At 69.4% G+C, this 23,505-nt stretch carries 26 protein-coding genes and 1 pseudogene; 14 read left to right on the top strand and 13 right to left on the bottom strand.

Going from position 1 to position 23,505, the window contains the following annotated elements; all coding sequences use genetic code 11:
• Positions 1-161: 161 nt before the first annotated feature.
• The 3 genes from urtC to urtA all read right to left on the bottom strand — a co-directional run bounded on the left by urtC (position 162) and on the right by urtA (position 3,525).
• On the bottom strand, positions 162-1,271 hold the full coding sequence (urtC, locus tag KXC43_RS13715) for an urea ABC transporter permease subunit UrtC (protein WP_221376415.1): 1,110 nt from the start codon (positions 1,269-1,271) through the stop codon (positions 162-164).
• Positions 1,268-2,140, bottom strand: coding sequence for an urea ABC transporter permease subunit UrtB (gene urtB, locus KXC43_RS13710; protein WP_221376414.1), 873 nt, complete (start codon positions 2,138-2,140; stop codon positions 1,268-1,270). The genes urtC and urtB overlap by 4 nt, the downstream gene beginning before the upstream one ends.
• Positions 2,141-2,226: 86 nt before the next feature.
• Positions 2,227-3,525, bottom strand: coding sequence for an urea ABC transporter substrate-binding protein (urtA, locus tag KXC43_RS13705; RefSeq protein ID WP_221376413.1), 1,299 nt, complete (start codon positions 3,523-3,525; stop codon positions 2,227-2,229).
• Between the two features lie 388 nt (positions 3,526-3,913).
• Here urtA and KXC43_RS13700 point away from each other — a divergent pair, with 388 nt between their 5' ends.
• The 3 genes from KXC43_RS13700 to KXC43_RS13690 are packed head-to-tail and all read left to right on the top strand — an operon-like array spanning position 3,914 to position 5,703.
• Positions 3,914-4,546 (top strand): TetR/AcrR family transcriptional regulator, encoded by a 633-nt coding sequence (locus tag KXC43_RS13700; protein ID WP_308129072.1) that lies wholly within the window; start codon positions 3,914-3,916, stop codon positions 4,544-4,546.
• Positions 4,547-4,555: 9 nt separating this feature from the next.
• Positions 4,556-4,945 carry a TIGR03618 family F420-dependent PPOX class oxidoreductase gene (locus tag KXC43_RS13695; RefSeq protein WP_221376411.1) on the top strand — a complete coding sequence of 130 codons (390 nt, stop codon included), beginning with the start codon at positions 4,556-4,558 and terminating at the stop codon, positions 4,943-4,945.
• 50 nt (positions 4,946-4,995) lie between these two features.
• Positions 4,996-5,703, top strand: coding sequence for a 4a-hydroxytetrahydrobiopterin dehydratase (locus KXC43_RS13690; protein WP_221376410.1), 708 nt, complete (start codon positions 4,996-4,998; stop codon positions 5,701-5,703).
• A 6-nt stretch (positions 5,704-5,709) separates the two neighbouring features.
• Here the strand turns inward: KXC43_RS13690 and KXC43_RS13685 are convergent, their stop codons facing one another.
• Both KXC43_RS13685 and KXC43_RS13680 read right to left on the bottom strand, forming a co-directional pair.
• Positions 5,710-6,630, bottom strand: a complete 921-nt coding sequence (locus KXC43_RS13685) for an NADP-dependent oxidoreductase (protein ID WP_221376409.1) — start codon at positions 6,628-6,630, stop codon at positions 5,710-5,712.
• 41 nt (positions 6,631-6,671) lie between these two features.
• Positions 6,672-7,133: a cupin domain-containing protein gene (locus tag KXC43_RS13680; protein WP_221376408.1), complete on the bottom strand. Its 462-nt coding sequence runs from the start codon at positions 7,131-7,133 to the stop codon at positions 6,672-6,674.
• Positions 7,134-7,219: 86 nt separating this feature from the next.
• Between KXC43_RS13680 and KXC43_RS13675 the strand changes: the two genes are divergently transcribed.
• Positions 7,220-7,801: a TetR/AcrR family transcriptional regulator gene (locus tag KXC43_RS13675; protein WP_221376407.1), complete on the top strand. Its 582-nt coding sequence runs from the start codon at positions 7,220-7,222 to the stop codon at positions 7,799-7,801.
• On the opposite strand, the pseudogene KXC43_RS13670 reads toward KXC43_RS13675, so the two are convergent.
• Positions 7,798-7,899 (bottom strand): annotated as a pseudogene (locus tag KXC43_RS13670) (acyltransferase domain-containing protein); the annotation flags it as partial. The gene KXC43_RS13675 and the pseudogene KXC43_RS13670 overlap by 4 nt on opposite strands.
• A gap of 74 nt (positions 7,900-7,973) precedes the next feature.
• Here KXC43_RS13670 and KXC43_RS13665 point away from each other — a divergent pair.
• Both KXC43_RS13665 and KXC43_RS13660 read left to right on the top strand, forming a co-directional pair.
• Positions 7,974-8,408 carry a helix-turn-helix domain-containing protein gene (locus tag KXC43_RS13665; RefSeq protein WP_221376406.1) on the top strand — a complete coding sequence of 145 codons (435 nt, stop codon included), beginning with the start codon at positions 7,974-7,976 and terminating at the stop codon, positions 8,406-8,408.
• 10 nt (positions 8,409-8,418) lie between these two features.
• Positions 8,419-8,829, top strand: coding sequence for a VOC family protein (locus tag KXC43_RS13660; protein WP_308129071.1), 411 nt, complete (start codon positions 8,419-8,421; stop codon positions 8,827-8,829).
• Here KXC43_RS13660 and KXC43_RS13655 read toward each other — a convergent pair.
• The 4 genes from KXC43_RS13655 to KXC43_RS52685 all read right to left on the bottom strand — a co-directional run bounded on the left by KXC43_RS13655 (position 8,826) and on the right by KXC43_RS52685 (position 13,331).
• Positions 8,826-9,497: a potassium channel family protein gene (locus KXC43_RS13655; protein WP_255644028.1), complete on the bottom strand. Its 672-nt coding sequence runs from the start codon at positions 9,495-9,497 to the stop codon at positions 8,826-8,828. The genes KXC43_RS13660 and KXC43_RS13655 overlap by 4 nt on opposite strands.
• Positions 9,490-10,827 (bottom strand): TrkH family potassium uptake protein, encoded by a 1,338-nt coding sequence (locus KXC43_RS13650; protein WP_221376405.1) that lies wholly within the window; start codon positions 10,825-10,827, stop codon positions 9,490-9,492. The genes KXC43_RS13655 and KXC43_RS13650 overlap by 8 nt, the downstream gene beginning before the upstream one ends.
• Positions 10,828-10,931: 104 nt before the next feature.
• A complete protein-coding gene (locus KXC43_RS13645) occupies positions 10,932-12,434 on the bottom strand; it encodes an amidohydrolase family protein (RefSeq protein ID WP_221376404.1) in 1,503 nt (500 codons plus the stop codon).
• Between the two features lie 51 nt (positions 12,435-12,485).
• Positions 12,486-13,331: a DUF2293 domain-containing protein gene (locus KXC43_RS52685; protein ID WP_308129070.1), complete on the bottom strand. Its 846-nt coding sequence runs from the start codon at positions 13,329-13,331 to the stop codon at positions 12,486-12,488.
• 118 nt (positions 13,332-13,449) lie between these two features.
• Here KXC43_RS52685 and KXC43_RS13635 point away from each other — a divergent pair, with 118 nt between their 5' ends.
• Together KXC43_RS13635 and KXC43_RS13630 are read left to right on the top strand one after the other, a co-directional pair.
• The gene (locus KXC43_RS13635) at positions 13,450-15,447 is read left to right on the top strand and encodes a prolyl oligopeptidase family serine peptidase (protein WP_221376403.1); all 1,998 of its coding nucleotides are present in this window, start codon (positions 13,450-13,452) and stop codon (positions 15,445-15,447) included.
• A gap of 124 nt (positions 15,448-15,571) precedes the next feature.
• Entirely contained in the window at positions 15,572-15,772 is a 201-nt protein-coding gene (locus tag KXC43_RS13630) for a DUF4926 domain-containing protein (RefSeq protein WP_221376402.1), read from the top strand.
• Positions 15,773-15,812: 40 nt separating this feature from the next.
• Here KXC43_RS13630 and KXC43_RS13625 read toward each other — a convergent pair whose 3' ends face one another.
• From KXC43_RS13625 to KXC43_RS13615, 3 genes are all read right to left on the bottom strand, one after another.
• The gene (locus tag KXC43_RS13625) at positions 15,813-16,877 is read right to left on the bottom strand and encodes a Clp protease N-terminal domain-containing protein (RefSeq protein WP_221376401.1); all 1,065 of its coding nucleotides are present in this window, start codon (positions 16,875-16,877) and stop codon (positions 15,813-15,815) included.
• Positions 16,878-16,909: 32 nt separating this feature from the next.
• Entirely contained in the window at positions 16,910-17,461 is a 552-nt protein-coding gene (locus tag KXC43_RS13620; protein ID WP_221376400.1) for a DinB family protein, read from the bottom strand.
• 104 nt (positions 17,462-17,565) lie between these two features.
• Positions 17,566-18,126: a DoxX family protein gene (locus KXC43_RS13615; RefSeq protein WP_221376399.1), complete on the bottom strand. Its 561-nt coding sequence runs from the start codon at positions 18,124-18,126 to the stop codon at positions 17,566-17,568.
• Positions 18,127-18,332: 206 nt separating this feature from the next.
• Here KXC43_RS13615 and KXC43_RS13610 point away from each other — a divergent pair, with 206 nt between their 5' ends.
• The 6 genes from KXC43_RS13610 to KXC43_RS13585 all read left to right on the top strand — a co-directional run bounded on the left by KXC43_RS13610 (position 18,333) and on the right by KXC43_RS13585 (position 23,495).
• Positions 18,333-19,520: an extracellular solute-binding protein gene (locus tag KXC43_RS13610; protein ID WP_255644026.1), complete on the top strand. Its 1,188-nt coding sequence runs from the start codon at positions 18,333-18,335 to the stop codon at positions 19,518-19,520.
• Positions 19,517-19,861 carry a hypothetical protein gene (locus tag KXC43_RS13605; protein ID WP_221376398.1) on the top strand — a complete coding sequence of 115 codons (345 nt, stop codon included), beginning with the start codon at positions 19,517-19,519 and terminating at the stop codon, positions 19,859-19,861. The genes KXC43_RS13610 and KXC43_RS13605 overlap by 4 nt, the downstream gene beginning before the upstream one ends.
• Positions 19,862-19,863: 2 nt before the next feature.
• The gene (locus KXC43_RS13600) at positions 19,864-20,418 is read left to right on the top strand and encodes a flavoprotein (RefSeq protein WP_221376397.1); all 555 of its coding nucleotides are present in this window, start codon (positions 19,864-19,866) and stop codon (positions 20,416-20,418) included.
• Positions 20,415-22,079 carry a glycoside hydrolase family 3 protein gene (locus tag KXC43_RS13595; protein ID WP_221376396.1) on the top strand — a complete coding sequence of 555 codons (1,665 nt, stop codon included), beginning with the start codon at positions 20,415-20,417 and terminating at the stop codon, positions 22,077-22,079. Before KXC43_RS13600 ends, KXC43_RS13595 begins: the two co-directional genes overlap by 4 nt.
• 106 nt (positions 22,080-22,185) lie before the next feature.
• Positions 22,186-22,494, top strand: a complete 309-nt coding sequence (locus KXC43_RS13590) for a CU044_2847 family protein (RefSeq protein WP_221376395.1) — start codon at positions 22,186-22,188, stop codon at positions 22,492-22,494.
• A complete protein-coding gene (locus tag KXC43_RS13585; protein ID WP_221376394.1) occupies positions 22,491-23,495 on the top strand; it encodes a S1 family peptidase in 1,005 nt (334 codons plus the stop codon). The genes KXC43_RS13590 and KXC43_RS13585 overlap by 4 nt, the downstream gene beginning before the upstream one ends.
• Positions 23,496-23,505: the final 10 nt, after the last annotated feature.

Below are 23,505 nucleotides of genomic sequence, written 5' to 3'. Positions count from 1 at the left end.
TTGTCGTGCCCTTCTGGCCCTCGCCTGCGGCCTGGGCGTGCAACTCACGGAAGTGCTGCTCGGTGCAGGCGGTCACGGCTGTGCCTCCTTTGTCGTGCCCTTCTGGCCCTCGCCTGCGGCCTGGGCGTGCAACTCACGGAAGTGCTGCTCGGTGCAGGCGGTCACGACCGAGCCTCTTCGAGCTCGGCGGCGGCGATCGCCGGAGTGGGTGGCACGTCCGGCTTCCGGCGTGCTGCAGCCAGCCTCGCCGGCAGCGACGACAGCCCGTTCGGCAGGAAGAGGATGACGACGATGAACAGCAGACCGAGGACGTAGGTCCAACCGTCGGGCCAGGTCGAGCCGAGGCTCGACTGCCCCCATCCGACCGCCATCGCGCCGAGCGCGGGGCCGAAGAGCGACGCTCGGCCGCCCAGGGCAACGCCCGCGATCATGAAGATCGAGGCGGCGGCGCCGATCTCGGCCGGGGTGATGATGCCGACGATGGGCACGAACAGCGCTCCGCCGATGCTGGCCATCAGCGCGGAGACGATGAACGCGACAAGCTTGATGTTGGCCGGGTCGTAGCCGAGGAAGCGCACCCGCTCCTCGGCGTCCCGGGTGGCGACGAGCAGTTCACCGAAGCGGCTGCGGTAGAACTGCCACACCGCGAGCAGGCACACGATGAGCAGCGCGGCCGCGATGAGGTACACCATCTGCCGGTTCGCCGGGTCGTTCAGCACGAAGCCGAAGAAGTACTTGAAGTCGCTGAGCCCGGTGTCGCCACCGGTCTCGCGGATCGTGGAGCTGATCAGGACGGCCAGCGCGACGGCGAGCGCCTGGGTCAGGATCGCGAAGTAGGCGCCCTTCACCCGGCGCTTGAACAGCGCGTAGCCGAGGGCGCCGGCCACGACCACCGGGAGCAGAACGATCGCCAGCAGGGTGAACCCCGCGCTCCGGAAAGGCTCCCAGAACATCGGGAGGGGCGCGAGCGGATCGTAGAGCACCATGAACCCGGGGATCCGGTCACCGGCGGTCTCCAGGGTGAGGTGCATGGCCATCGAATAGGCGCCGAGGGCGAAGAACACCCCCTGCCCCATCACCAGCATTCCACCCCGGCCCCAGGCCAGGCCGATGCCGACGGCGGCGATGGCCCAGCAGCAGTACTTGCCGAGGTTGTTGAGCCAGTGGTCGGTTAGTACGAGGGGGGCGACCGCGAGGAGCAGGACGGCGAACACGCCGATGCCGCTGAGCGAGATCCAAGGCTTCAGCCCGGTCGTACGAGGCTTGGTCATGCCAGACTCCTGGTTCGCACCGTGAACAGGCCCTGCGGGCGCAGCTGCAGGAAGACGATCACGAGGATGAAGGCGAGCACCTGCGCCAGGCTGCCGGTCGTCCAGTAGGCGAAGAACGAGAGGGCGACACCCACCGCCCACGCGGCGATGACGGTGCCCTTGAGCTGGCCGATGCCACCGGCGGCGACGACGAGGAAGGCCGGGATGATGTACTGCGCGCCCATCTGGGAGTTCGTGCCGCCGATGAGCGACGCGGCCACCCCGGCGACGCCGGCCAGACCAGACCCGACGAAGAAGGTGAGGCGGTCGATGCTGCGGGTGGAGATCCCCGTGGTCTCGGCGAGGTCCCGGTTGTGCACGGTCGCCCGGATGCGGCGGCCGAACGAGGTGTACTTGAGCCACGCTGACAGCGCGGCGACGCAGACGGTCGCGAGCAGGATGGTGAACACCTGCCGCAGCGGCCAGTTGTAGCCGAGGATGGTCAGCTGCCCGTCGAGCCAGCGGGGTTTCTCCACCGGGACACCCTGGGACGGGAAGATCTGCAATGCCGCCTGCTGAAGGATCAGGCCGACGCCGACCGTGACGAGCAGGGTGTCGAGGGGCCGGCGGTACATCCAGCGGATGATGGTGACCTCCAGCACGAGGCCGAACAGGCCGGCGACGACGAACGCGACCGGCAGCGCGACCGGGATCGACAGGTTGCTGGCGGTGATCACCTGCTGGACGAGGTAGGCGGCGAAGGCGCCGATCATGAGGAACTCGCCGTGGGCCATGTTGATCACGCCCATCTGGCCGAAGGTGAGCGAGAGGCCCAGCGCGGCGAGCAGGAGCAGCGCGCCCTGGGCGCTGCCGTTCAGCAGTGGTGCCATCAATGCGTCCACGTGCGTTCGCTCTCTCTAGCGTCCTGTAGGGGGAGGGGTCGCATGCCATCGGTGACATGCGACCCCGAGGGTGATCAGCCCGCCGCGTCCGTGAGCTGCTTGCGGATGTCCGCCGGGAACCAGTCGTAGCCTTCGAGGTACGGGTCGGGTTCGATGAACTTGTCCGAGGCCCAGACGATGTCGAACTGGTTGTCGGCGTTGATCCGTCCGATGTGGCCCGGCTTGGAGATGTGGTGGTTCTCGCCGTCGAGCGTGACCTTGCCCTCCGGCGCGTCGAACGTGATGGTCTTCGACTTCGCTGCGGCGTTCACCGCGTTGACGTCGAACGAGCCGGCCGCCTCGACGAGGGCCTTGTACAGGTACAGCGAGATGTAGGCGGCCTCCATCGGGTCGGAGGTGACGCCGCTGCTGTTGGGATAGGCCTTCCAGTTCTTGATGAACTCCGGGTTGGTGTCCGTCTTGAGCGACTGGAAGTAGTTCCAGGACGCGTAGTGGCCGGTGACCTCGTGACCCATGGCCGGCGCCTCCTCCTCGGCGATCGACACCGAGATGATCGGCGTCTTCGCGGGGGTGAGGCCGGCGTCGTAGTACGCCTTGATGAAGCCGACGTTCGACGAGCCGTTGATCGTGTTGAAGATGAAGTCCGGCTTGGCCGCGGCGATCTTCGCGACCTGGCTTGTCCAGTCGTCCTTGTCGAGGGGTACGTACTCCTCGCCGACGATCTTGATGCCGAGGTTGGCCGCATAGAGCTTGATGATCGCGTTCGCGGTGCGGGGGAAGACGTAGTCGCTGCCCGCGAGGAACAGCGTCTTCACCCCCTTGGCGGCGAGGAAGTCCATCGCCGGGATGATCTGCTGGTTCGTGGTCGCGCCGGTGTAATAGATGTTCGGCGAGGACTCGAGGCCTTCGTACTGCACCGGGTAGAAGAAGAGGCCGTTGAACTTCTCGACGACCGGCTTCACGGCCTTGCGGGAGGACGAGGTCCAACCGCCGAAGATCGCGGCGACGCAGTCCTGGGTGAGCAGCTTCTCGGTCTTCTCCGCGAAGGTGGGCCAGTCGGTGGCGCCGTCTTCCTGGACGTACTCGATCTTCTTGCCGAGGATGCCGCCGTCGGCGTTGATCTCGTCGGTGGCCATGTGCAGCACGTTCGAGACGGTCTTCTCCGAGATCGCCATGCCGCCGGTGAGGGAGTTGAGGAAGCCGAGCTTGACGGTGTCGCCGGAGGTGTCGACGCAACTGGCTGCCGCCGACGACCCGGCGCCGGCCGTGTCGTCGCCGGCTCGGGCGCCACAGCCGGCGAGCACGAGAGCCATGGTCGTCCCGATGGCGCCCGTGGCTACAAGCGCGCGCATCCGCTTGCTGGTGGAGGACATATGTGAGAACTCCGTTCCTGGTGGAGGGTGCGTGACGCCGGGGTCGCGGCACGGCGGATCGTGCGGAGGTAGATGTCCCGGGCGAGCCGCCGGCGTCCCGAGCTCTCCGCCCTGTGCCGTCGGCTGTTGCTAGTGAAAGCAGACTGGTCCTGTGTCATTGCTTTGACATTTCTCAATTGTTCCAACTCTGTAGCCGCCGGGTCGGTCCAGACGTGATGTCCCTGCAGATGCGCTGGAGACAGTGATTTCGCGGTGTCAAAGTTCTGCCACCCTTGGCGAGGCGGCTGTGCCTGTGGCACGTATTTGACATCCCCTGCCAATGGCCGTCCCGCTAGTTGGAAACTAAATTCAACTTGGAAGATATCTTCCACTTATGTATGGTCAGCGGGTGGCCGAACCGGAACCTCCGCTGCGTCGTGATGCTGAACGCAACCGGCAGCTCCTGTTGCGTACGGCGTACGACCTCATGGCCTCGGCCGGCTTGGACGTTCCTTACGAAGACATCGCCCGGGCTGCCGGCACGGGGATGGGCACCGTGTACCGGCGTTTCCCGCAACGGCAGGATCTGCTGGACGCCCTGTTCAGCGAGCACATCGATACGGTGATCAGCTTCGCTGAGCAGGCTTCGCGGTACGACGACGCGTGGGCCGGGCTCACCTGGTTCCTCGAGCAGCAACTCGAGGTCGAAGCGCAGAGCCGTGGTCTTGGAGAGTTGCTGCGCAGTCGCAACCAGGCCACCGCCCTGGTGCGGCGGGCCCACGAGCGGATGACCCCGCTCGTGGCCGGCCTGATCGCCCGCGCTGTTCGTGCGGGTCAGCTGCCGGCCGGGGCGACGCCCGCCGACTTCGCTGCCGTGCACGTGATGGTGGGCGGCGTCATGGACGCCTCCCGTTCCTTCGCCCCGGACCTGTGGCGGCGCGCTCTCACGATCGCCCTGACGGGGCTGCGCCATGCCGAACTGTCCGGTGACCCGCCGGACGAGAACGTCATCGACCACCTCTACAACGACCAGAAAAGGTGAAGGTTCAGCATGGCTCTGCCCGACGACCTGCTCGACGTCCTCAACGCCAAGGCGATCTGCTTCGTCACCACTCTCATGCCCGACGGGTCGCCGCAGATCTCTCAGACCTGGGCCTCCACCGACGGTGAACACGTGCTCATCAACACGGTCGACACCCACCAGAAGACCCGCAACGTCAGACGCGACCCGCGCATCGCCATCGGCATCGCCGACCCGGCCGCACCGTCACGTTCCTGGGCTCTGCGGGGCAGTGTCGTGGACGCCACGACCGACGGCGCCCGCGAGAACATCGACGAGCTGTCTCAGAAGTACATCGGCCGGCCCTACCCCGGCTTCGGCGGTGGCCCGCAGCAGCGGGTCATCCTCACCGTCAAGGTCGACCGAGTGCACAAACCCTGACCGGCCGGCTCTAGCGCGTTGTGGCTGTATCGGGGATAGGGTCCGCGTCCATGGACATGCTGAGGAGCCAGCAGATCGCCGAGGCCGGGTTGACCGACTGGCGAAAGCTGGCACAGGGACTACACACCCGCTACCTGGTCGAGGATTTCGGCAGCGGGGTCCGGTTCGTTGTCGCGGTGGGCGAGGCGGGCGACGCGGTCGGGCACCATCCGCGCGTGTCGATGGGCAAGGGCTATGTCGACTTCGAACTGGTCAGCGACGACGCCGTCTACCGCGAGGACGACGGCACCGAGCGCGTCGTCGAGTGGGTGACCCAGCAGGACGTCGACCTCGCGCGACGGATCACCGAGATCGCCGCCGATCACGGGCTCGACACCGATCCGGCCTCGGTCAGCGAAGTCGAGCTCGGCCTCGATACGGCGCAGTCCGCGGCCATCGCCCCGGTGTGGGCCGCCCTGCTGACCGGGAGCGCCGCGTCTCAGGGCCGCGGGACGCCCAGCGACGAGATTCGGGAGGCCACGGGACGGGTCCCCAACCTGTGGTTCTCCGACGCCGAGGAGCACGAGACTCCGCGCCAGCGGTTCCACCTCGAGGTCTATGTGGCGCCCGAGGTGGCCGGCCAGCGAATCGCTGACGCCCTCGCCGCTGGCGGGACCGTGGTGGACGACAGCAACGCGCCCTCGCAGACTGTGATCGCCGACCAGGACGGCAACAAGGGAGTGGTGTGCGTCGACGTGGCCGCTGCCGGGCGGGACTGAACGGGGTCAGGTTCGAGGTGTCGGGTCGGGCACGGTCACGACCGTTCGTCCCGCGGCGTGGCCGGCTTCGTTGTGAGCCTGTGCGGCGGCCGCGTCGGCCAGGGTGAACGTCTTGTCGACCGGGATCTCCAGTACGCCCGTGGCGTACAGGTGGGCGGCTCGGCGTAGCGCGGCGGGCATGTCGACGGCCTCGTAGGACACTCGGGCGCCGTGCTGAGGGGCGGTGAAGTCCGCGATGGACAGCACCTTCGACGGGTCGCCGGTGAGCTCGACGCACTCCGCGATGACGCCGGAGCCGGAGATGTCGAGCGCGGCGTCGATGCCGTCCGGTGCGAGCGCGCGGACCCGTTCGACGAGTCCTTCGCCGTACGTCGTAGGCACCGCGCCCAAGCCTCGCAGGTAGTCCTGGTTGGCGGCGCCGGCCGTGCCGATGACGGTGATGCCCCGATCCCGCGCGATCTGAACGACGGCCGTGCCCACCCCGCCCGAGGCGCCGCTGACGAGCAGTGTCTGGCCGGGCTGGACGCCGATCTGGTCGACGATGCGCAACGCCGTCTCGACGGGGATCGGGTAGCCGGCCGCTTCGGCGAAGGACAAGCCCTCCGGCATGAGGGTCCACGCGTCCAGCACGGTGTACTCCGCCAAGGCGCCGGTGCCGACCCCGAACACACGGTCGCCGATCCGGACGTCGGTCACGCCGTCGCCCACCTCGTCGATGATGCCCGCGGCGTCCGTACCGGTGCCGCTGGGGAGTGACAACTCGAAGACGTCCTGCACGAGCCCGGCTCGGAGCTTCCAGTCGAGACCGTTGACACCCGCGGCGCGCACCTTGATGCGTACCTGGCCGGCCTGGGGATGCGGTTCATCGATGTCGACGAGGGCGAGCACCTCGGGCGGGCCGAACCGGTCGAATCGAATGGCTTTCATGGCGTTCCTTCACTTCGAGGTCGATGGCGGCCGGCGAGGGGTCACTTCGCGAATTCGGTGGATGGCTCGGTGGCGTAGTGCTTCCAGATCGGCGCCAGGGTCTCGCGCGACATCGGCTGCCCGGATTCGAGCAATGCTTTGACGTCGCGGAAGTAGTGCACGTACAGATCCGGCGTGAAGGTGGTCAGCAGGACCAACGGCTCGTCGCCCGGGTTGGCGAAGGTGTGCGGTGCGCCCGGCGGAACCGTGACCCACGTGCCGGGGCCGGCGTCGTAGTCGTCCGTCCCGATGGTGAACCGCACGGTGCCCTTCAGCACATAGAAGCCTTCGTCGTGCTGGGCGTGCCGGTGCTGCGGAGGGCCGGCGGTGTGTGGCGGAACGACGATCTCGCCGATCCCCAGGCGGTGTTCGGTGTTGCTCCCGTCCTCGAGGATCCGGATCTGCGCCGGTCCGTTGCTGAAGAGTTCGCCCTGGCCGGGGCCGACGATCGATACAGCGACCATGAGGAGGCCTCCCGAAGTAGTGATTGCAGCTTGTGCAGTCACCCTAGCCCGATGACTGCACAAACTGCAATCGCTAGGCTCGGGGAATGCCGCGATGGAAACCGGACGCAGTCGACCGCCTGCAGGCCGCCGCCTTGGAGCTCTTCGGCGAGCAGGGGTTCGAGCGGACGACGGTGGCCGAGATCGCGCAGCGGGCCGGGCTCACTCAGCGAACGTTCTTCAACCACTTCGCCGACAAGCGCGAGGTGCTGTTCGGGCTGAGCTCAGAGCTCCAGCAGGAGATCCTCCGGGAGATCGCCGCCGGCGACGACACCCTGCTGCCCCTCGACGCTGTCGTGCGCGCCTTGGGAGTGGCGGCCGACAGGCTGTTCGAGGATCGCCGTGCCGCGGTGGCGCGCCGCCACGCGGTCCTCGCCGCCAACCCGGAGCTGCAGGAGCGCGAACTCAGCAAGAACGCCGTGCTCACCGAGGCCATCGCAGCCGCGCTCAACGCGCGCGGTTGTGACCCGGAAACCGCGTTTCTCGCCGCCGGCGCGGCCATGGTCGCGCAGCAGGTGGCGTTCCAGAAATGGACGCTTCCGGACGAGAAGCGCGCCTTGCGCGAGCTCCTGTCCGACGCGGTGAACTCGCTACGTACGACCGTCAGTCAACCGGCGGGACGTAGCTAGGCCGGAAAGGTGCCGCGCCGCCAGTGCCAATGGCGGCCGGCCCGCAGATGATCGACGATCGCGCGCTGGAGTACGGTGCGCCGCGGCAGCTCGTCGAGCGACGCCGTGACCGACTGCGGCCCAGATCGGCTGAGTCACGACCCTACCGCCGCGGAACCATTAGCATGGCGTGGTGGGGCGTGCGGTCGAGCAACTGAACCGGCGGCTGCTCCGGGCCCGGGACGCCATCGACCGGGGATATGCCCGCCCGCTCGACGTCGGGGCCATCGCGGCGGTGGCGCACCTCTCGCCGGCGCATTTCAGCCGGTGCTTCCGGGATGCGTTCGGCGAGACGCCTCATCGGTACCTGCAACGGCGGCGGATCGAGCGGTCGATGTTCCTGTTGCGGGAGACCGGGCGCAGCGTCACCGGTATCTGCTCCGAGGTCGGCTTCGGCAGTCTCGGGACCTTCAGCCGGACGTTCCGCGCGATCGTGGGGGAGAGCCCGTCGGGTTATCGGCGCGGGCACGGGCCGCTGGTGGCGCCGCACTGCGTTCAGATGGCCCACACCCGGCCGCGGCGGAACTCAGCAGTTCCGGAGAAGCCGGCGTCGCCGCGGTCTCACTAGCCTGACGACCATGGCCATGATTGCGAAAGTGAACGTCGCCTCCATCTATGTGCTCGACAAGGAGGAGGCGCTGGATTTCTACGTCGGGAAGCTCGGGCTCGAGAAGGGCAACGACGTTCAGCAGGGCTCGTACCGCTGGCTGACTGTGCGCGTCGCGGGCGGTGGCACCGAGATCTCGCTCGAGGAGCCGGGGCCGCCGCTGCACGACGAGGCAACGGCCGAGCAGCTGCGCGCGCTGATCACGAAGGGCGCCCTGGGCGGTCTGGTTCTCGTCACCGACGACGTACAGGCTTTGTACGAGACCCTCAAAGCCCGCGGCGTCACCGATTTCACCCAGGAGCCCACCAAGCATTTCTACGGCACCGACATGGGCGTACGGGACCCGTCGGGCAACGCGATCCGGATTCTGCAACAGGGCTAAGTAGTAGCGGCGAAGCGCTGAATCTGCTCGGTGCGGCCGGCTACGACCAGTTCGGCGTGTTCGGGCACCACGGTGTCGGGGGACGCGTACTCGAAGTCGGCTCCGTGGGTCTTGATGCCGACGACGGTGATGCCGTGCTTGGTGCGCAGCGCCAGGTCGGCCAGGGTGCGGCCGGCGGAGTGGCGGGGGGCCCGGGTCTTGGCGATGGCGAATCCGTCGTCGAACTCCATGAAGTCGAGCATGCGGCTGGCGATCAGGTGAGCCACGCGCTCGCCCATGGTGGCCTCGGGATAGATGACATGGTGGGCGCCGACCGAGCGCAGAATGCGGCCGTGCTTGGCCGACACCGCTTTGGCCCAGATATCCCGTACGCCTAATTCGCTCAGGGTGAGAACGGTCAGCACGCTGGCCTCGATGTCGCTGCCGATGCCGACGACGGCCCGCGCGAACTCCTTGATCCCGACCTGGAGCAGCGCGTCCTCGTCGGTGGCGTCGGCCTGCACGACGTGGGTGAGCTTGTCGGACCACTGCTGCACCAGGCGGTCGTTCTCGTCGACGCCGAGCACCTCGTGCCCCAGCTGCAGCAGCGAGTCGGCCACCTGCCCGCCGAACCGGCCCAGACCGATGACGGCGACGTTCTCGTCCCTGGCGATGCCGTTGTCAGCCAACGATGGGTCGCTCCTCGGGGTACCGGTATTGCCGGTGGCGGGTGTTGAGGGCCAGGGCGGACGCGACGGCGACCGTCCCGACGCGGCCGATGAACATCATCGCACTCAGGATCAGCTGGCCGGGCGCGGACAGCTCGGCGGTGAGCCCGGTGGTGAGGCCGGAGGTGCTGAACGCCGACATGACCTCGAACAGGGCCCGGTCGAACGGGATGCCGGTGGTGATGGCGAGCAGCACGAGGGTGCCGGTGGCGACCGTGGCCACGCCGAGCAGCGCGACCGTCGTCGCCTGGCGCTGGGTGGTCTCGGCGATGCGGCGGCGACCGACCACCACGTCGCGCTCGCCCCGCACCTCGGTCCAGATGACGTACGCGAGCAGGAAGAACGTGGTGACCTTGATCCCGCCCGCGGTGCTGGCGCTGCCGCCCCCGATGAACATCAGGCCGACGATGATCGCCGACGTGTCCTCGTTCATGGCGCCGTAGTCGACCGTGTTGAAGCCGCCCGAGCGGGGGATCGTGCCCTGGACGAAGGCGGCCAGGATCTTTCCCGGGACGCTGAGCGGTCCCAGTGTGTCCTCGTTGCCCCACTCGAGGCCCAGCACCGCCGCGAACCCCACGACGAGCAGCACCAGTGTGCCGCCGACGGTGAGCCGGGTGTGGGTCGACCACGCAGCCGGTCGCCGCGCCTCACGGAGGATCTCGTGGAGCACGGGCACGCCGATGCCGCCGACTATCACGCCGAGCGTCAGCGGCAGGCAGACCCACCAGTCGCCGGCGAAGCTGGTCAGGCCGTCGCTGCGCAGCGAGAAGCCGCAGTTGTTGAACGCCTGGATCGCGTTGAACACCCCTTCGGTGGCGGCCCGGCCCAGCGGCACGTCGTAGGCCAGCCACAGCCGGGTGGTGAAGATCGCGGCGATCACGGCTTCGCTGATGAACATGACGAGGGCCGCGAGAACCAGCACCGCCCGGACGTCGCCGTGGGCCAGCCCGGGGTTCGTCTCGGCGCCGGTCATCATCCGGCCGCGCAGCCCCAGCCGCTGCGACACGAGCAGACCGGCCAGCGTAGCGATGGTGGTGATGCCGAAGCCGCCGGCCTGGGTCAGCACGGCCAGCAGCACGTGACCGAAGCCGGACCAGTAGGTGGCAGTGTCGACCGTCGACATCCCGGACGTGGTGACGGCCGAGGTCGCCGTGAAGAACGCGGTCAGCAGCGGTGGCGACTCCGGCCCGGCGCGCGAGACGGGCAGCAGCAGGAGCGCGGTGCCGACAGTGATCGCACCGAGGAACGCCAGAGTCACGGTCCGCGCCGGATGCGGACGGGCCTGGCGCATCAGGCAGTTATACCGCACCGCCGATCTTGAGACGGTCGCGACGGTCGTGGGACAGGGCGCCCGGTGACAACACCGGCGAGCAGAAACGTGCCTTGGGTGCCGGCTCAGCAGGGGCAACCCCGGAAAACTACCGGGGCGGCGGCCGGCGGCTTCGGCTGCTGGGCGCGGGCCTCGAGCTCGGCCAGCATGCGGTGTCGCCGGGCAGGGTTGATCAATTCACCGCGTACGAAAACGCTGTTGATCCTCGTGGTGTTCCGAATGTCGTGCAGCGGGTCGGCATCCAGCAGGACGAGATCGGCCACGGCGCCCCGGGTGATGACGCCGGCGTCGCGTCGGCCGAGGTAGCGGGCCGGATTGAGGGTCGCGGCGCCCAGGGCCTGCAGGGGCTCCAGACCGGCCCGTACGAGCTGGTGCAGCTCGTCGTGCAGGCTGAAGCCGGGCATGAGATAGGTGGTCCCCAGGTCGGTGCCGGCCAGCAGGGGCACGCCGGCCGCGGCCAGGTCGGCGGTCAGGGCCAGACGGCGGCGGAAGAGCTCCTTCGACTGCACGACCTGCGCCGGCGTGCGGCCGGGGAGGTACAGATTGTCCAGGGCCCAGTCCCAGTAGCCGATCATGTCAGCACTGAAGTACCGGTGGCGCGGGTCGTGGCGGTCGATGCGCTCGGGTTGGTCGTTCGTCTCGTGCAACACGAGCGTCGGCGTGAAGTACGTGCCGTTGCGGGCGACGCGGCGGAAGACCTTGTCGGCCTTGCGCCGGTCGTAGGTGCGGGCCGCGGCGTACTCGATCGGGTGCATGCGGTTGAACCAGCCGTTGTACTCACCGGAGCCGACCGGCACCGCGGCGACGGCGGCGCGCAGCCTGTCCTCCTCGGACGAGGTGTCGTACCAGACCTCGAACAGGTGCTCGACCGTGCGCAGGCCCCGGTCGCTGGCCTCGGTGAGCTGGACGAAGTCGGGCACGTGACCGAGGAACGGCAGGCCGAGCCGCCGGCATTCGGCGGCCACCGCCAGGAACGAATCGCGGGTCAGGCGCGTGTACGTCTTGATGAACTCGGCGCCGGCGGCGTGCTCCTGCCGCACGGCCGCCCGGGCCTCGGCCGGGTTCGCGACGGCGAGATGCACCGACCCGTCCCCGTCGAGCCCGTCCCACAACGAGGGCGAGCCGTCGATGATCCGGCTGCCGATCGACCATTGCGGGCCGAGCCGCGCTCCGGCGGCGATCTGCTGCTGCCAGCTGCGAGCCAGCGGGCCGCCGGACATCTGCCGCGTGGTCGTGACGCCGTTGAGCACGTACAGCTCGGGGTCGGTGTCGTCGATGCCCACGGCGTGGGTGTGCATATCGGCCAGGCCCGGGATCAGAAACTTTCCGACGCCGTCGATGATCGTCGCACCTTGCGGCACGGCCACCCGCCGGGCCGGACCGGCGTCGAGGATGCGCTGACCCTGGACGAGTACGGTCTGACCGCGCCGGGCGCCACCGGACGCGTCGATCACGGTCACGCCGAGGACGGCGACTAGCTCGGCTCCGGCCTCGGCAGGGCGCGTGAGGCCCAGCGCGGCGCCGGCCACGCCCAGGGCCGTACCGGTGAGAAGGGTCCGTCGCTGCATGAGAAGTCTCCCTGTCGGTATGCCTTACCGTCAGGAATCAGCCTGCTCGCGTCAGCCCGCCGGGTCAGGAGTGCTGGGACCCGAGCCGCCGGTGGGGCTGGCACCACCCCGCCGCCACGCTGCGAGGACCCGGTCGATGTCGCCGCGGATGCGTTCCCGGGCCTCGTCGCGGGGGACGCCGTCCATCAGCATTTCGTCGTACGGGGTGTCCTCGTGCCGCACCGAGGCGACCACCGCCCGCAGCACGGCGTCCGGATCCAGCGCGCGGCCGGCGGCACTACGACCGACCCGGCCGCTGCCGCGCTCGCCCGTGTGCCGGCTGATCTCGGCCGCCCGTTCCGGTGGGCAGCCGGGGAACATCCGGACGATGTGCCCGGCCAGTTCCTGCTGGAATGACTCGTCCGCGACCTCCCGCCGTTGCCGGTCGCGTTCGCGTCGGCGGGCCCGGGCCTCCTCGTCGGACAGGCACTGCTGCTCGGCCTGCTCGATCGCGGCCCGCTCGACGAGCAGCCCCTGCCGCTCGTGCCGCCGGCGGGACCGGCTGAACCGCACCACGACCGCCGACAGCCGGCTGGCCTGCCGGGCGCGCCGGGTCAGCGCGGCGTCGCCGGCCGGCAGGAACACCAGGTGGTCGAGGTCAGCGCAGGCCAGGCAGATCGCCCCGGCGTCCTCGGTCATCAGCATGTCGGCGTCGGTGCGCCTGCAGCGGGCGCAGGTGAACGCCCTCAGAGGTTGCACCACCACCAGGTCCGGCGGCTCGTTCTGGCGGGTGGTCAGCCTCTCCCGCTGCTGCTCGGTCAGCTCGGCCGGCATCCACTGCACGTGGTACGCCTGTTCGCGCGCGCCGTCGCCGGCCGCGGTGAAGCGCAGCGGCCGCCGGTCGCGGGTCGCCGCCACATGCTCGACCGGGCCGGAAAGCAGGCCCCGCTCCGCGCTTCGTGGCGGGCTGCATGGACGGCAAGGCTACCGCCCGGCGTGGTTGGCAACCGGCATCGGAAGGTGCGATGGTCGAGCGGTGGCGGACCCGGACGACCCTTATCTGTGGCTGGAAGACCTCGAATCGCCCGAGGCGCTGAGCTGGGTCGGCGAACGCAATGCGGAAACACTGGCCGGGCTGACCATCGGCGATACGCGGGACGCCCTCCGGGAAGTGCTCGACAGCAAGGGCCGAATTCCCTATCCGGGCTGGCGCGGCGACGGTTTCTACTACGACTTCTGGCGCGACGCCGACCATCCGCGCGGATTGTGGCGGCGTACGACCCCGGAGCAGTTCCGGCGGGACGAGCCGGAGTGGGATGTGCTGCTCGACGTCGACGAGCTGAACCGGGCCGAGGGCGAGAACTGGACCTGGGCCGGCGTGGAGGTGCTGCGGCCGGGCTACGACCGCTGCCTGATCGAGCTTTCCCGAGGGGGCGCCGACGCCACGGTGGTGCGTGAATTCGACCTCGTGCGGCGGGTATTCGTCGAGGACGGGTTCGTCGTGCCCGAGGCCAAGACCTACGTCGGGTGGATCGACGCCGACCACATCTTTGTCGGCACCGACTTCGGGCCCGGTTCACTGACTTCCTCGGGGTATCCGCGGGTCGCCAAAAGGTGGCGGCGTGGCACCCCACTCGCCGCGGCCGAGCTTGTTTTCGAAGGGCACGCCGACGACGTCTCGGTGCTGGTAAGGCACGATCCGACGCCCGGATTCGAACGCGACTTCGCGGGCCGATTCATCGACTTCTATCACAGCGAGCAATTCCTTCGTACGCCCGCGGGGGCCCTCGTGCGCATCGAGATCCCGGACGACGCCCGGGCCGACGTGCACCGGGACTGGCTGCTGGTCCGCCTGCGGTCGCCGTGGCTGGGCTTCCCGGCCGGCGCCCTGCTGGCCACCGGATTCGACCGTTTCCTCGACGGCGAACGGGAATTCACTGTGCTGTTCCGGCCCGACGAGCGGACATTCCTCCGGTCGTACTCGTGGACGCGGAACCATCTGTTGCTCGTCACCATGACCGACGTCCGGACCCAGGTGCACGTCCTCACTCCCGGCACCCCGGACTGGCGGCGCGAACCGATCGGCGACGCCGCCGAATTCGACCAGACCTGGATCGTCGACACCGACCCCGACAACAACGACTCGTACCTCATCTCGTCCGAGGGTTTCCTGCGACCGGCCACGCTGAGCCTGGAAGCCGAGGTGCTGAAGCAGGAGCCGTCGTTCTTCACCGCCGAAGGCATGGACGTACGCCAGTTCTTCGCCGTTTCGGCCGACGGCACCCGCGTCCCGTACTTCGTGGTGGGCGGCGCCGAGGGCGGCCCCGCCCTTCTCGACGGGTACGGCGGATTCGAGGTCCCGTTGCTGCCGAGCTACAGCGGAATCCTCGGCCGCGGATGGCTCGCCCGGGGCGGCACCTACGTGGTCGCGAACATCCGCGGCGGCGGCGAATACGGCCCCGAATGGCACCGGGCGGCCCTGCGGCAGAATCGCGTCCGGGCCTTCGAGGACTTCGCAGCCGTCGCCGCCGACCTGGTAACCAGGGGAATCACCACCCCGTCCCAGCTCGGCATCATGGGCGGCAGCAACGGCGGCCTGCTGATGGGCGTCATGCTGACCCGATACCCCGAGCTGTTCGGCGCGGTGGTCGCGCGAGTGCCCATTCTCGACATGCGCCGCTACTCGAAACTGCTCGCCGGCCGATCCTGGACAGCCGAATACGGCGACCCCGACGTGCCGGCCGACTGGGCCTACCTCCGCGAATTCTCGCCCTACCACAACATCCGGCCCGACCGCCGATACCCGCCGGCGTTCTTCCTGACCTCGACCCGCGACGACCGGGTCCACCCGGCCCACGCCCGCAAAATGACGGCACGGCTGCGCGAAGAGGGCCACGAGGTTTTCTACTACGAAAACGTGGAGGGTGGCCACGGTGGCGCCGCCGACAACGAGCAGGCCGCCACGATGTGGTCGCTGATCCTGGAATTCCTGTGGCAGAAGCTCGGCAGGAGCAGTCAACCAGCCGACAGATGATCAACGTCCGTGGATGCGGGTTGCTAGCTTCGGCCGTATGGGCGGAAGCACTGACCGGGTGCCACCGTGACCAGCCGGCCGCGGTCACCACTGGTGACTGTTTCCTTCCCGTGATGGAGGCGACGTGGAGCTCTACGACACTGTTCGACTGCTGGTCGACTTGCCCGGTGAAGGCTTGAAGGCAGGAGCTGTCGGCGCAGTGGTCCATGTCTTCGAAAGGCCGAACGTGGCGTACGAAGTGGAGTTCACCGATCCGGACGGGCGGACGATCGCGCAGGTGCCGTTGACTGTCGACCAGGCTCAGTCGGTCGCTTCGCCGAGCTAGTCAGCCGTCGGCAAGGTCGTACAACTGTTCCGGCCGGCCTTCAGTGCCAGGCGGCGGGGACCATGCGGAGGTCTTCTGCGACCCGTTCGCGTAGGGCGGTCGCGTCGCCGGCGAGTGGGGCGGCCTCGGAGTCGAGCAGGGCCAGCAGCAGGTGGCTGGTGCCGGTGTCGGGATGGTGGTGGGCCAGCGAGATCTCGTCGGCGCGGGCCAGGATGCCGGCCGTCTCGTCGAAGGGGTCGCCGGGCTTCAAGCGTTCCAGCTGGCCGGCCAGTTCTTCCGCCGTGGGGTCGCGCAACGGAAGGCCGTACCTCAGATCGGTTGTCCCGATGCCGTGGGCGCGCAGCAGGAAGGCGCCGCAGTTGTGTGCGTCAGAAATGGGGGTGCCGGCCGCAGTCAGGATGTCGTCGAAGGTCAGCAGCGCCAGCATCAGGTGGCCCGGACCGATCACGTCGTGACCCAGGCGTACGGCCTGGCGCCTGGCCTCGGTCACCGTCTCGGTGAGCAGCGGGCTGACGCGGGCGAGCCGCAGCATCCGCATGAGCAGTTTCCCCCGGAGGGGCCGCCGGCCGGGGGAGACCATCAGGCGCACGTGGTCGAGGTCGGGATGAGGCTCGTCGGAGCGGCGCAGGGCGGGGCCCACGGTGAGGCGCGCCTCGGCACGCCCTTTCTCGTACGGGAAGACGAAGCTTGTTCCCGCGCAGTGCGGCAGATCCAGCATCGCGCGCATCAGATGAGGCGGCCCCGCGAAGGGAACTTGAGCCGTTTCCAGCGCGCCCGTGATGACGACGCGGACGGCCGGTGTCCAGTCCGGCCGGCCGGCGGCCCACGGCAGTCGGCGGGCCCGCCATTCGACCTCGCGCAGGATGTCCGGCACGGCGGGGTGGAACGGTCCGGGCGAGGGCTCCGCCGCATCGGGCACACGGGCCGGCGCGATGGCGAAGTTCCGCACGTTGTTCCACCCGGCGCCGGCGAAGAGCCTTGCGTCGTACGCCGAGATCCAGCCCGCCACATCCAGCGTGCTGACCGCCGAGCCGTTGCGGCCGGCCGCCGCCGCGTACGCCTGAATGAGTACCCGCATGGCCCGGGCGCCGAGCGACGGTTCCATACGGCCGACAATACGAAGTGCGACCAAGCGCCCTACTGACCCGTACGACCGTCGATGCACTCGCGCAGGAGGTCGGCGTGTCCACAGTGGCGGGCGTATTCCTCGACCATGTGGATCAGGATGTCGCGCACACTGGCCTCGCCGCCGCGATCGCCGGGCAGCGCGAATGTCGCCCCCAGATCGGTGACGTCGTCGAGCCATCGGTCGGCCGCGGTGATCTGCTCCCGCCAGTCCTTGAACGCCTCGTCGACCGCCGCGGGGTCACCGGCCACGGCGTTGAAGTCCAGGTCGTTGTCCTCCGGGGACCAGTAGATCCGCGGCACGTCGAGGTGACGCTGCAACACCCGGAAGAACCAGTTGTGCTCCACCCGGGCCATGTGCCGTACGAGCCCGAGCAGGCTCATCGTGGACGGCGGCACCGACCGGGTGGCCAACTGCTCGGCTGTCAGGTCCTCGCATTTGAGGCCGAGCGTGAGCCGATAGTTCGTCAGATACTCCCGGATCGTGGCCATCTCGCCGACCGGACTGTCGAAGGTCCGAGGATCACTGCCGGGCGCCGCCCACATGCCGTCGAAGCTAGTCATGCCCACACCTTGACCGAACCGATCATTCCTCCGCCAACGATTTCGCGTAGCCGGCGCAAAGAAGCCCTCGGCCGATGGTGCGGCCGAGGGCTTGTGGGGCAGGTTCAGATGAGCCAGCGGTTCTTCTGCACCAGGGGGAGCTTCGCCCACCAGCGGCCCAGGCCCCAGGTGTGCCCGGCGTAGGTGAGGGCGAGGACGACGGCGCCGATCGCGTAGATGACGTGGTAGTCGACCACCGGGTTGCTCGAGCCGCTTGCGAGGGGCCATTCGGCCGCCCACATGAGAGCCATCAGGACCGTGGTGCCGACGGCGGCCAGGCGCAGGCCGACACCGGCGATCAGCGCGACGCCGATGGCCAGCATGCCGAGCATGAAGGACCAGTTGGTCCAGGCGTCACCGGCGATCGAGTGGAACAAGCCCTGGAACGGCCCGACCTCGACGGCCGAGAGGAAGCCCTTGGTGGGCGAGCCGCCGTTGATCCAGGCACGCTCCCACGGGGTCGAGTAGCCCAGGCCGAAGGTCTTGTCCAGGAAGGCCCAGAGGAAGACGAACCCCACCGAGATCCGCAGTACGGCCAGGCCCTTGGCGGCGGTCCGGGTGATCATGGCGCCGGGTGCCTCGGCCGTCTCGAGGTGGGTCACGGTGTTCCGGCGGATGGTGTTCATCTCGGCCTCCTTCGTCGTTTTCTCTCACCTCCGAGAGTCCTCCGACGAGGGGGTCCGCACCCGGGCCATCACGCCCGACCGGGTGGGACCAAAGTCCTCGGCCCGTCAGGGCCTGTCGGACCGCTGAGCGAAAGTCGGCGAGTGACCGGGATCACGCAAGGGCGATCAAGCGGGTACGGTGAGTAGGCGCGAAACGGAGGGCGTGCATGACGGAGCTCTACTCACGACGGTCGTTCCTGGCCGGCGTGCTCACGGCGGGCACCCTCTCCGCCGCCGCCGGCTACGTGCTGACCCGTCGCGAATCGGTGCAGCTCACCCTGGCCTCCGGCGCCGACCCGACCGGCGGCCGCCGCCTGCTGGTGACCATGTGGAACGAGCTCAACCCGGGCGCCCGCATCGAGCTCAAAGAGGTCAACAGCTCGACCCGCGACCAGTACGAGACGTTCCTGGGCACCAAGGCCGACATCTTCAACCTCGACGTCATCCACATCCCGCGCTTCGCCGAGGACGGCCGCATCGTCCCGATCGCCCCGCGCGGTGAGTTGCAGCTGTTGCCCATGGTGCGCCGGCTCAGCGCACGGCCCGATTCCGACGACTTCTGGGCGCTGCCGTTCAACACCGACGTCGGCATGCTCTACCGCCGGATCACCGACAAGGCCGTCGCCGACGAGAAGCCCGAGCTCGCTGATGTGCTGGCCCGCTCGCCCGGCACCTTCGTCGGCCAGCTGCGGACGGTCGGCCCGCAGACCGACGAGGCCTTCGTGATCAACATCCTCGAGCACGCGCTGGCCCAGGACGAGGCGATCCTGACGGCCGACGGCACGCTCTCGTTCAGCCTCGGCCAGTGGCGCGAGGCGATCGGCCCGCTGGCCGCGGCGATCAAGGCCGAGCGGGTGCGCACCGAGGCCGGCGAGGATTACACCACCCGCACGTTCCAGCGGTCCGATCTGCGGTACATGCGCAACTGGCCGAGGTCGTACCCGGCGATCGACCGCGCCGAGCGGACCAAGAAGGAGACCGCGGAGGTCCGGATCGGCGGCCTGCCGATCGGCATCATCGGCGGGCAGAGCCTGGCCGTCTCGGCCGCCAGCGAGAACCGGGAGGCGGCCGAGACGGCGATCCACTTCCTCACCAGCGCCTCTTCGCAGCTGCACCTGGCCAAGTACGGCTTCGCACCCACCGGGCTGGGCGCCTACATCGACCCCGGCCTGAGCGAGGCGCTTCCGCACCTCTACGACATCCGGCTCGCGATGGAGTCGGCCCGCCCGCGCCCGATGCACAAGCGGTACGCGAACTTCTCCGAGTCCTTCGCCGATCACATGCGCCGCTACCTCCACGAGGGGGAGCCGCTCACCCAGCGGTTCATCGAGGATCTGCAGGGAGCGCTGGGATGAACGACGTCGAGATCGACGCCTGGCAGGTACCGATCCTCGTCACGGCCGCGATCGTGCTGATCGAGGCCGCCTTCAATATGATCCTGCGCTATCGGGGCATCGGGCCGCCCTCGCCGCGGGTGCGCACCGCCGGCTTCGGCGTGCTCGTGCTGCTGACCGTCACCGTCTTCGTGGCCGCCCTCGGGCCGACCCGGGCCGACCAACTCTCCAGTGTGGCCGCCGCGGTGGCCGCAGTGGTGGCCCTCTGGCTCACCTATCGCTCCTACAACGCAACAGCCACGCCGCCGCCTCGTTCCGAAGAAGAACCTGCGGCGGGCACCGACAATCCAGGAGAATCCTGACCATGGGTGATTTACGGGTGGTGGTCTGCGGCGGATCGGCCGCCGGGGGAGTGCTCGACCTGATCGCGGAGGCCTGCCGGCGCGGCTGGACGGTCGACGTCACGGCGACGAAGAACGCCCTCGAGTTCATGGACCCGAGCGAGGTCGCCCGGGTCAGCGGGCGGCCGATCCGCACCACGTACAAATTCGCGGCCGACGGCACCCGCATCTCGCCGCCGGCCGACGCCATGATCGTGGCCCCGGCGACCTTCAACACGATCAACAAGCTGGCCAACGGCATCGCCGACACCTATCCGCTGAGCTCGATGGCCGACGTGATCGGCCGCGGCGTCCCCACGGTCGTGGTGCCCGCGGTCAACGAGCCGCTGGCGGCCCGCCGCCCGTTCCGCCGCTCCCTCGACGAACTGCGGGCCGAGGGGGTCCGTGTGCTGTTCGGCCCGGTCGACGGCTGGGTGCCCGGCAGCGACGCCCCGTTCCCCTGGATCAAGGCCCTCGACCTGGCCGAGGACGTCTTCGGATTGACCCGGATGGATAGCCGCGCTTCGATGGGAGCATGACTCGCCGCATCCTCGCGCTCTGTTCGACGGTGGCGCTGACCGTGGCCTCGATCGCCACCCCGGCCGGGGCCCACGACGAGCTCGGCCGGCGCATCGCGGCCATGAGCCTGCCCGAGAAGGTCGGGCAGATGATCGTCTCGTACGTCTACGGCGACAGCGCGACCAGCGCGTCGGCCGCCAACGAGGCGATGTTCGGCCCCGGGGTGGCCACGCCCGCCCAGGCCGTCGAGACCTACCACCTCGGCGGGGTCATCTATTTCACCTGGAGCGGCAACCTGAGCAACCCGCCGCAGATCGCCGGCCTGTCCAACGGGCTGCAGCGCGCGGCGCTGGGCGACACCGGCATCCCGCTGCAGATCAGCACCGACCAGGAGGGCGGCACGGTCAACCGGATCGGAGCGCCGCTGGCGATCTCGCCCGGGAACATGGCCATCGGGGCCACCTTCGACCCGCGTACGGCCCATGACGCGGCCAAGGTGAGCGGCGCCGAGTTGCGGGCGCTCGGCATCACCGTCACCCACGCCCCGGTGGTCGACGTCAACACCAACCCGCGGAACGCCGCCGACGGGGTGCGGGCGTTCAGCGACCGTACGGCGCACGTCGCAGCCTTCGGCACCGCCGCCGAACGTGGATACCGCGCGGCCGGGATCGGCACCACGGCCAAACACTTCCCGGGCCTCGGCGACACCACGGTCAACACCGACAACGGCGTCGCGGTCACCGACCAGAGCCGCGCCGAGATCCTCCGGACCCACGTGCCCCCGTTCCGGGCGGTCATCGCGGCCGGCGCGCAGAGCATCATGGCCGCCCACATCGTCGCGCCCGCGCTCGACCCCAGCGGCGCCCCGGCCAGCCTCTCGCAGCCGATCATCACGGGCCTGCTGCGCGAGCGGCTCGGCTTCAACGGTGTCGTGGTGACCGACGCGCTCGAGGCGGCCGCGCTCGAGGACTACACCGATGAGGAAGTGATCCTGGGCGCCGTCCGGGCCGGGGTGGATCAACTGCTGATGCCCCGCAGCGTCCCCGGCGCCATCCGCATCCTGCTCGACGCCGTCGCGTCCGGACAGCTCAGCGAGCGTCGCATCGACCAGTCGGTGCGCCGCATCCTCAAGACCAAGACCACCCGTCCGTACGTGTCCGAGCCGCCCGCGGTCGGCACGCCGGCCGCCCTGACCACGATGTCCGGCATCGCCCGGCGGTCGATCACCACGCTCCGCTCGGCCGCCCTCCCGCTCCGCCCCGGACAGAAGGTGCTGGTGACCGGCTGGGGAGCGACCACCACGACCACGCTGGCGACGGCCCTGGGCGCGACCAGGCTCTACACCGGATCGCCGTCCGACGCGCTGATCGCCCAGGCGGTGGCGGCCGCCGGCGAGGCCGACGTCACTGTGGTGACGACGTTCAACGCGTGGTCCGATCCGACCCAACCCAGACTGGTCGCGGCGTTGCTGGCCACCGGGAAGCCCATCGTGGTGGCCGCCGTCGGCACCCCGTACGACCTGGCCTCCTTCCCCTCGGCGAAGACGTTCGTAGCCGCGTACGGATACCAGCCGCCCTCATTGGCCGCGCTGGCGGCGGTGCTGCGCGGCGAGGCTCCCGCGCCGGGCCGCCTCCCGGTCACGATCGAGGGCCTCTATCCGTACGGCTCGGACGGTCGTTGATCCGGACGGCCGTGTCACCCTTCCGACGGAAGTCCAAGTTGGCCGGTCCGCGGGGCGCCAGTAAGTTGACGCAGTCGGCACGGAACGGCCTCGAGAAGGGCGGCGCATGAGCGAGGCAGACGGCAGCACCCGGGTCAAGGTGGTCGAGCTTCGCAGCGGACGCGAGATCGGCTGGGGCGACGGCCTCACCGAGCGGCTGGGCGAGCGGGTCTCCGATGTCCGCCAGGCCGTCTCCGACGGGGTGAGCGCCATCGCGGCCAGCATCAAGGACCTGCCCGCGGTCGGCGGCTGGGAGCCGGACGAGGTCTCCGCGACGTTCGGCATCGCGCTGGTGGCCGAGGCGGGCGTCGTGCTGAGCAAGGCCTCGGCCGAGGCGACCTTCGAGGTGACGGTGACCTTCCGGCGAGGCGAATGACCGACGCCACGATCCTGCTCGGGCCGGACGCCCGTCCGTCCGGCAGCGCCTTCGTGTGGTCACCGGGCGTGGTGATCACGGCCAACCACGTTCTCAAGGGCAAGCCGGCCGATCGGATCCAGGTTCTGGTCGGCGATGACGTATGTGCCGTGACGGCTGTGGAAAGCGATCCGAGCCTCGATGTGGCCGTGCTGGCAGTTTCCGGGGCGGCGCCGCCGCTGCTGTCTGCCGCCGCAGCAGTCGACGACCGATGGGTCGTCACCAGCCGTCCGGCGAGCAACGACCCGCAGCTCGACGGGCGCGTGACGGCCACCGGGCGGATCATCGTCAACGACGGCGGGGCCGAGGTGGCGATGCTGCAACTCGACGTCGAGCAGCCGCTGGGCGACTACGGCGGCTACTCGGGCAGCGCTGTCCGGGCCCATGCGCGTGCCCGCACGGTCCTCGGTGTGCTGTGCGAGCAGGTGCACCAGCGGAACCGCCCGGCCGGTGGCGGACGCCCGGCGGCCTCGACGGTGCTCTATGCCGTTCCCATCGGCGAGGTCGTGCGGCGGTTCGGGCTCGTGGCTGTCGACGACGTCGCCTACCGGAACCTCGCGGCGGCCGGCCGCAGCCTGCGCGACGGCGACCCTGACGGCGCCGACCGTTCGCTGGCAGGCATCCCGAGCACGGCCAGGGATGCGGAGTACTGGCTGCTGAGGGCACGGGCGGCCCGCCTGCGGCGCAATGCCTTCGTCGAAGCGGAGTATCTCGATCGGGCCCTGCGCTGCGACGCCCGCCACCTGCCGAGCATCGCCGCCAAGATCACTCAACTGGTGCTGACCAACGAATCCAGCGACCGGGCGGCCGCGCAGCGGCTGGCCGAGGACGCCCACGGGGTGAGCCCCGCACTCGACAACTGGACGGACTGTTTGCGCCGGCACCGGATGCTGGAACCAGGCATCCGCTCGCGCAGCGAGGTGGTCTCGCTCTGCCCGTTCCCCGATCCGGACTGGTCCTGAGGAGAGTTGC

It is taken from the genome of Paractinoplanes polyasparticus (assembly GCF_019710575.1).
Lineage (GTDB): Bacteria > Actinomycetota > Actinomycetes > Mycobacteriales > Micromonosporaceae > Actinoplanes > Actinoplanes polyasparticus.
Note: the sequence above shows the minus strand (reverse complement) of the source record. Positions and strands in the feature narration are given on the sequence as shown.

Coding starts and splice junctions, on each gene's coding strand:
- KXC43_RS13600 (WP_221376397.1), top strand. CDS start 19,864: ATGGGTGATTTACGGGTGGTGGTCTGCGGCGGATCGGCCGCCGGGGGA.
- KXC43_RS13695 (WP_221376411.1), top strand. CDS start 4,556: ATGGCTCTGCCCGACGACCTGCTCGACGTCCTCAACGCCAAGGCGATC.
- KXC43_RS13625 (WP_221376401.1), bottom strand. CDS start 16,877: ATGGAACCGTCGCTCGGCGCCCGGGCCATGCGGGTACTCATTCAGGCG.
- KXC43_RS13660 (WP_308129071.1), top strand. CDS start 8,419: ATGGCCATGATTGCGAAAGTGAACGTCGCCTCCATCTATGTGCTCGAC.
- KXC43_RS13605 (WP_221376398.1), top strand. CDS start 19,517: ATGAACGACGTCGAGATCGACGCCTGGCAGGTACCGATCCTCGTCACG.
- KXC43_RS13645 (WP_221376404.1), bottom strand. CDS start 12,434: ATGCAGCGACGGACCCTTCTCACCGGTACGGCCCTGGGCGTGGCCGGC.
- KXC43_RS13680 (WP_221376408.1), bottom strand. CDS start 7,133: ATGGTCGCTGTATCGATCGTCGGCCCCGGCCAGGGCGAACTCTTCAGC.
- KXC43_RS13620 (WP_221376400.1), bottom strand. CDS start 17,461: ATGACTAGCTTCGACGGCATGTGGGCGGCGCCCGGCAGTGATCCTCGG.
- urtB (WP_221376414.1), bottom strand. CDS start 2,140: ATGGCACCACTGCTGAACGGCAGCGCCCAGGGCGCGCTGCTCCTGCTC.
- KXC43_RS13675 (WP_221376407.1), top strand. CDS start 7,220: ATGCCGCGATGGAAACCGGACGCAGTCGACCGCCTGCAGGCCGCCGCC.
- KXC43_RS13650 (WP_221376405.1), bottom strand. CDS start 10,827: ATGCGCCAGGCCCGTCCGCATCCGGCGCGGACCGTGACTCTGGCGTTC.
- KXC43_RS13610 (WP_255644026.1), top strand. CDS start 18,333: ATGACGGAGCTCTACTCACGACGGTCGTTCCTGGCCGGCGTGCTCACG.
- urtC (WP_221376415.1), bottom strand. CDS start 1,271: ATGACCAAGCCTCGTACGACCGGGCTGAAGCCTTGGATCTCGCTCAGC.
- KXC43_RS13690 (WP_221376410.1), top strand. CDS start 4,996: ATGGACATGCTGAGGAGCCAGCAGATCGCCGAGGCCGGGTTGACCGAC.
- KXC43_RS13590 (WP_221376395.1), top strand. CDS start 22,186: ATGAGCGAGGCAGACGGCAGCACCCGGGTCAAGGTGGTCGAGCTTCGC.
- KXC43_RS13615 (WP_221376399.1), bottom strand. CDS start 18,126: ATGAACACCATCCGCCGGAACACCGTGACCCACCTCGAGACGGCCGAG.
- KXC43_RS13595 (WP_221376396.1), top strand. CDS start 20,415: ATGACTCGCCGCATCCTCGCGCTCTGTTCGACGGTGGCGCTGACCGTG.
- KXC43_RS13685 (WP_221376409.1), bottom strand. CDS start 6,630: ATGAAAGCCATTCGATTCGACCGGTTCGGCCCGCCCGAGGTGCTCGCC.
- KXC43_RS13585 (WP_221376394.1), top strand. CDS start 22,491: ATGACCGACGCCACGATCCTGCTCGGGCCGGACGCCCGTCCGTCCGGC.
- urtA (WP_221376413.1), bottom strand. CDS start 3,525: ATGTCCTCCACCAGCAAGCGGATGCGCGCGCTTGTAGCCACGGGCGCC.